Raw genomic sequence first — 6,088 nt, forward strand, 5'->3', positions numbered from 1 at the left:
TCCAGGCCCACCACGCGGCTGACCTTCTCGGGCTGCATGCCGCCCGCCACCAGCTCGCGGCGCGACGCATTGGCGCGGTCGGCCGACAGTTCCCAGTTGCTGTAGCCATGCTGCGTGGCGTACTGGGTGGCATCGGTGTGGCCCGACAGGCTGATCGGGTTGGGCACGTCGTTGAGCGCCGCGCCCAGCTCGCGCAGGATGGTGCGCATGTACGGCTGCACCTCGGCGCTGGCGTTGGCGAACATCGGGCGGTTTTGCTGGTCGACGATCTGGATGCGCAGGCCTTCGCTGGTCATGTCGATCAGCAACTGGTGCTTGAACTGGCTCATGACCGGGTTCGACTCGATCATCTCGGCGATCTTCTGCTTGAGCTTGTTGAGCGCCGCGTCATCGCTTTCGTCGCGCACGTTGCGCTGGCGCTGCACCGTCGGCGATGGGCTCGGGTTCGGCTGCGGCATGTTCTGCTTGAGGGCCGGGCTGCCCTGCAGGATGCTGGACTGGTCGCCGGAGCCGGCGCCGCCAAACAGTGCCACCTTCAGCGGCGTGCGGAAATACGTCTCGACGGAAGACAGCTCGGCCTTGGTGACCGAGCTGAGCAGCCACATCAGCAGGAAGAACGCCATCATGGCGGTCACGAAGTCGGCGTAGGCGATCTTCCACGCGCCACCGTGGTGGCCGTGTCCGCTCTTCTTGTTGCGCCGAATCACAATGAAGGTCGGCGTGCTGGACTTGCTCATGGTCCGTTCCCGTCGGTGAGTACTGCTTCAGGTGTGGCGCAGCTTCGTGGCTGCGCTCTTGTGGTCATGGATGTTCAGGGCTAGGCGGTTTTGGCGCCGCGCACGTGGTCTTCCAGCTCGGCAAACGAGGGGCGCTCGGTCGAGAACAGCACCTTGCGGCCGAACTCCACGGCAATCGCCGGGGCGTAGCCGTTCATGCTGGCCAGCAGCGTCACCTTGATGCACTGGAACAACTTGGTCGATTCCTCCGCGCGCTGTTCCAGCAGCGAACCCAGCGGCCCGATGAAGCCATACGCCAGCAGAATGCCGAGGAAGGTGCCGACCAGCGCCGAGGCGATCAGCTTGCCCAGCTCCGCCGGCGGCAGGCCGACCGAGCCCATGGTGTGCACCACGCCCATCACCGCGGCGACGATGCCGAAGGCCGGCATGGCGTCGCCCACCTTGGTGATGATGCGGGCCGGTTGCTCGGCCTCGTGGTGGTGGGTGTCGATTTCCTGATCCATCAGCGCTTCGATCTGGAACGGATTCAGGTTGCCGCCAACCATCAGACGCAGGTAGTCGCAGATGAAATCCAGCGCGTGGTGGTCAGCCTGGATGGTCGGGTAGTTGGAAAACAGCGCGCTCTCGTGCGGGTTCTCGATGTCGGCTTCGATCGACATCATCCCTTCGCGGCGGATCTTGGACAGCACCACATACAGCAGCGCCATCACTTCCATATAGAGCGCCTTGGTGTACCGGGAGCCCTTGAACAGGCCAGGGATGGCCTTGACCGTGGCGCCGATCGCCTTCTTGTCGTTGCCGACCACGAAGGCGCCAATGCCGGCGCCGAAGATGATCAGCAGTTCGGTCGGCTGGAACAGGGGGCCCAAGTGGCCTCCGGCCAGCATATAGCCGCCGAACACCGAGGCGAGAATCACGATGTAACCGATGGCGACTAGCACGGGGCAAACTCCTGAATGGGCGATCCTGCGATCGATACAGGGAGAATTAACGGCAGCGAGGCGGTTAACTGAAGGCTTTTCCGTCGCTTTTGCTGCTGCGCGGCACGCCAAAACCGCCACGCGGCGCCATTTCCCCAACAACGGCATCAAGCGGGCGCGCTTGAGCCACACCCCGCCAGAGGGGGAGGCCAATCGGTAAGCAAGAAAAAAGGGACAGAAATCGCTTCCCGTCCCTTCGATTCCACCCGGCGGACAAAAAAAATGCCGGTCGGCAGCAAACTCTGCAACGACCGGCCTATCCCCCTTCCCCTTTTGTTTTGTCTGTGCCCCTGTTCACAACGACGGCAACCCCACCCTTTCGAGCGTTATAGCTGCCCGGCAGCACGTTCCCGTAGTACCGCCGGGCGTTCCCGTTTTCCCGTATTTCCCCTGCTTTCCCTCTGCGCCGTTCAAGCGTCGATCGTCTTATCTGCGACCGCTTCGACCTGGCCAGCAACGCGCTTTTTCTTGCCTGCCCGCGACGGCGGCTGGCATACGCCGCACACGAAATCGTGGTGCAGGTCTTCTGCGTGGGCCACGAAATGGCCGGTGCAGCGCTTGCACTTCACGGTGTGCAGCATCTTCCCCTCGAAGAACTTCAGCATCATCCACGCGCGGGTGATCGACAGCACCTCTTCCTGCTCGTGGACGTGGATGTGTTCCTGGTACAGCTTGTAGGCCGAGATCAGGCGGCGCACCCCGGTGCTGCGGCTGTTCTCGCCCAGAAAGCGATAGATGTTCAGGAAAATCGACGAATGGATGTTCGGCGACCACGTCAGGAACCAGTCTGCCGAGAAGGGCAGCATGCCCTTGGGCGGCGATTCCCCGCGGATTTCCTTGTACAGCTTGACCAGACGCTCACGGCTGAGCGTGGTTTCCTGTTCCAGCAACTGCAGACGCGCACCGAGCGAAATCAACTCCGCTGCCAGGTGGATCTGCTCGACTTCATTCATGACGCTGGTATGACGCATGGCACTGCTCCTGCTTTGCTTCCGCTACCCATCCAATCAATCTGAACCCGGCGGAACGCCCGCCGCAAACGGTTCAGTTGATCTGCTCAACCGCCTGACGTGCGAGCAGAATCGACATTTGCGATTGCTGCAGGCTCTTGTCACGGTGCGGCTGGGTCACCAGACCCAGGATGGCGTGATCGTCGAAGCGGAAGCGGCACAGCATCATGTTCGTGCTGGCCAGCTTGACGATCTGCGCAGGCGACATCGTTGACAGGATGTCGGCCAATTCTTCAGAAATGCCCAGGCGAAAGAGGGCAGCGTCCCGATCCTTGCTCAGCATCTGCTGAGCAAGCATCAGATACGTGAGATTCAGCTCACTGATCTCGGAAAGGATGTCTTGGGTGTCCATGTTTGTCCCGTCGTGTGCAGTAAAAGTACAGCGTTCATCCGATCCTTCACGGTGATGCCCGGTAGCGGTCTAGCCGCCTCCCCTCGCCGGACTTCGCCGATCCCCACAGATCGGACGTTCCTGACGGTCCGCGCCGTAGCCGGCCCTTCCCGTCTCCTTCTTACTCACGTCGGTCAGACATGGTGAAGTTGTTTTCTGTTGAACACATTGTGGATTTCGAAACGGGGTAAGTAAAGAAGGTGCGATCCCTACTGTAGAGGGGTTACTCAACCTTTTGATGTGTAGGCGATATTCGTACAAATTCGCTAAGAAACCATACGGAATCGGCCCTTGCGGGGGCAGCCAGGCTGGAGAGCCCGTGCGCTAAAGCGGGCGTTTGACACGTATTTACCCTGCAGCTAGCCAAAAAATAGCAATTAAATTGCCTAAATTCGTTGGAAATCGCCGCGCAAGGTGTCGTGTCGCCGCGACTGTGAGCACGGGATGCTGGGCATTCAATTTGTAGGACACTTCCTACCGTGTCCTACATGCCATGTAGGACAGCTCCGACGGTTTTTCCGGGGATTTGTAGGATCGACTCCTACAGGCCTCCGCCGGTTTTGTAGGACTGCTCCTACCAGTCTGTACCATATAAGTAGACATGTATCTCTTATAGAGACTAAAACTCAAAGTATGGAGATGTTTTTATGCGCATTTCGTCACCTTCGTGGGACGCGCGCATAACAAAGTGCTTGATACGCCGCTGGACTGCGGGCGTCGTGAAGATGGCGATCGTGACCCCTGGGCAGCCATCGCGGCCACCCGGCCAATCAATGGGCGGCTGGCGGTGTCCAGCGCGCCTGCAAGACGGTGCCCGTGGCGGATTCAGTGATGACGAGCGTCTGGCCATCTGGCGCAAACGCCACATTGGTGGTGGTGCGCCCGCGGCACGACGCGATGCGCGCCAGCGGCTCGCCGTGCGGCGACAGCACGAACACCGCGCCCAGCGAGGCATGCGCGACAAACAGGTTGCCCGCCGCATCCATGGCCATACCGTCCGGGCCGCTGGTGCCGTAGAACTGCGCGAAGCGGCCGACCTTGCTGGTGCTGCCGTCGGCCAGCAGCGGCAGGCGCCAGACGGCGTTGTCGCGTGTCATGGCGACGAAGAGGACGGATTCATCTGGCGTGAGCACCAGACCGTTCGGGCTGGGGCCATTGGATAACAGGCAATCGAGGCGACCGTCCGCGCGCAGGCGATAGACGCGGCCGGTCGGGTCGTGCAGGCCGGTCTGGCCCTGGTCGGTGAAATACACGTCGCCGTTGCGGGCGACGACCAGGTCGTTCGGGCCCTTGAAGCGCTCGCTGTTGCGGCGGGTCAGGAAGGGACTCACCACGCCCGTTGCCGGATCCAGCGAGAGCAGGCCATTCTTGTAGTCAGCGATCAGCAGCGTGCCGTCGTGGCGCAGCGCGAGGCCGTTGGGTTCACCGTCGTACTCGGCCACCGCGGCCCAATCACCCTGTGGCGAGACACGCAGGATGCGGCCATGCGGAATGTCGACCAGCCAGAGGTTGCCGGCCGCATCCCAGCACGGGCCTTCCAGGAAGCAATCGACCGCCGCCCCGCCCTTGTTGGCACGCGACCACTCGGTCGGCACTGGGCGGCGCAGCACGGCGGGCATCTCGGCGAAGACCGTGGTCTCGATGACGGGCCAGTTGAAATAGGTCATGGCGCGGATACCGGATCGGTTTCCGATAGATGCCGCGTGGCGGCACCGGTATAGCGATAGGGCAGCTGGCGCGGCATCGGGCCCTTGTTGCGCTCGGCCCGGCCGCTCTGTTCCCACGCGTGCGCCAGGATGCCCACCGCGCGCGACAGGCAGAACACGCCGCGCGCCAGCGGCGCCGCAAAGCCCAGCTCCGCATAGATGACGGCCGTGGCGCCGTCGATGTTCATCGGGATCGGCTTGCCCTTGCGCGCCGACAGCAACGCCTCGATGGCGCGGCCGATGGCGGCGTAGCGCCCACCCACCACGCCGTCCTGCGCGGCCTCGTCCACCAGCGTGAGCAGCCGCCCCGCGCGCGGGTCGACCGGATGGAAGCGGTGTCCGAAGCCCGGCAGGTACTTGCCATGTGCGGCGATGAAGGCATCGACGCCCGCCGCCGTGGCCGCTTCCAGCGACGCGCCGTCAAACATGCGCGCTTCGATGTCGTGGAACAGCTCGACCGCCTGCTGCCCTGCCCCGCCGTGCACATCGTCCAGCGCATTGAGCGCGGAAGCCATCGCGCCGTTGAGCGGCAGGCCGCAGCTCGTTGCCATCTTGGCGATGGCAATCGACGGCGCATGCGGGCCGTGGTCGACGGAGGCCACCAGCGCCGCTTCCAGCAGCGCGGCCTGTCGCTTGGTCGGCAGCTCGCCGCGGAGCATCAGCCAGATCATCTCGGCAAAGCCGATCTGGCCGATCAACTCCTGGATCGGGTAGCCGCGCACGTGGATGCGGCCGGGTTCGATGTCGATGATGTCGGTGCGCCAGTAATCGGCGGCAAGGCCGGCGGCGTCGATGGGGGGAGTCGTCGTCATGGTCAGATGGCGCCTTCAGCGCGCAGCGCTTCGATTTGGTCGGGGCGGTAGCCAAGCTTGGTCAGCCAGTCGTCGGTATGGGCGGACAACGGCGGTGCGGGCGTCTGCGCGCACGGATCGTCGCCCGACAGGCGGAAGCCCGCGCGCGTGACGTGCTGCCCTTCTTCCGGGAATGAGGTGACGAAGTCGCGGCCCGTCACCTGTTCGTGCGCGAGCACGCCCGGTACGTCGAGCACCAGCCCGGCCGGCACGCCGGCGTCGATCAGCAGCGGTTCCCATTCAGCCGCCGGGCGCGCGGCCAGCGCGGCTTCCAACGCATCGTTGAGCGCATGGCGATGCTCCTTGCGCGCCTGGCGTTCGGCAAAGCGCGCGTCGGTGGCCAGTTCCAGGCGCCCGACCACGCGGCACAGCGCGGCAAACTGCTTGTCTTCGTTGGCGGCGATGTTGATCAG

General features: G+C 63.5%; 7 protein-coding genes. All 7 read right to left on the reverse strand.

The window, feature by feature from the left end:
- On the reverse strand, positions 1–737 hold a 737-nt coding region (gene motB / locus QZ609_RS23515), incomplete at its 3' end, for a flagellar motor protein MotB (protein WP_295500013.1).
- Between the two features lie 80 nt (positions 738–817).
- Entirely contained in the window at positions 818–1,678 is an 861-nt protein-coding gene (gene motA / locus QZ609_RS23520) for a flagellar motor stator protein MotA (protein WP_295500015.1), read from the reverse strand.
- A 449-nt stretch (positions 1,679–2,127) separates the two neighbouring features.
- On the reverse strand, positions 2,128–2,688 hold the full coding sequence (flhC, locus tag QZ609_RS23525) for a flagellar transcriptional regulator FlhC (protein ID WP_295500017.1): 561 nt from the start codon (positions 2,686–2,688) through the stop codon (positions 2,128–2,130).
- A 73-nt stretch (positions 2,689–2,761) separates the two neighbouring features.
- The gene (gene flhD / locus QZ609_RS23530; RefSeq protein WP_295500019.1) at positions 2,762–3,079 is read right to left on the reverse strand and encodes a flagellar transcriptional regulator FlhD; all 318 of its coding nucleotides are present in this window, start codon (positions 3,077–3,079) and stop codon (positions 2,762–2,764) included.
- 809 nt (positions 3,080–3,888) lie between these two features.
- Positions 3,889–4,785: an SMP-30/gluconolactonase/LRE family protein gene (locus QZ609_RS23535; RefSeq protein WP_295500020.1), complete on the reverse strand. Its 897-nt coding sequence runs from the start codon at positions 4,783–4,785 to the stop codon at positions 3,889–3,891.
- Complete coding sequence (locus tag QZ609_RS23540; RefSeq protein WP_295500022.1) at positions 4,782–5,636, reverse strand: citryl-CoA lyase; 855 nt, start codon at positions 5,634–5,636, stop codon at positions 4,782–4,784. The genes QZ609_RS23535 and QZ609_RS23540 overlap by 4 nt, the downstream gene beginning before the upstream one ends.
- 2 nt (positions 5,637–5,638) lie before the next feature.
- The coding region (locus tag QZ609_RS23545; RefSeq protein WP_295500024.1) for a CoA transferase at positions 5,639–6,088 on the reverse strand (450 nt) is incomplete at its 5' end.

It is taken from the genome of uncultured Ralstonia sp., from assembly GCA_913056305.1.
Lineage (GTDB): Bacteria > Pseudomonadota > Gammaproteobacteria > Burkholderiales > Burkholderiaceae > Ralstonia.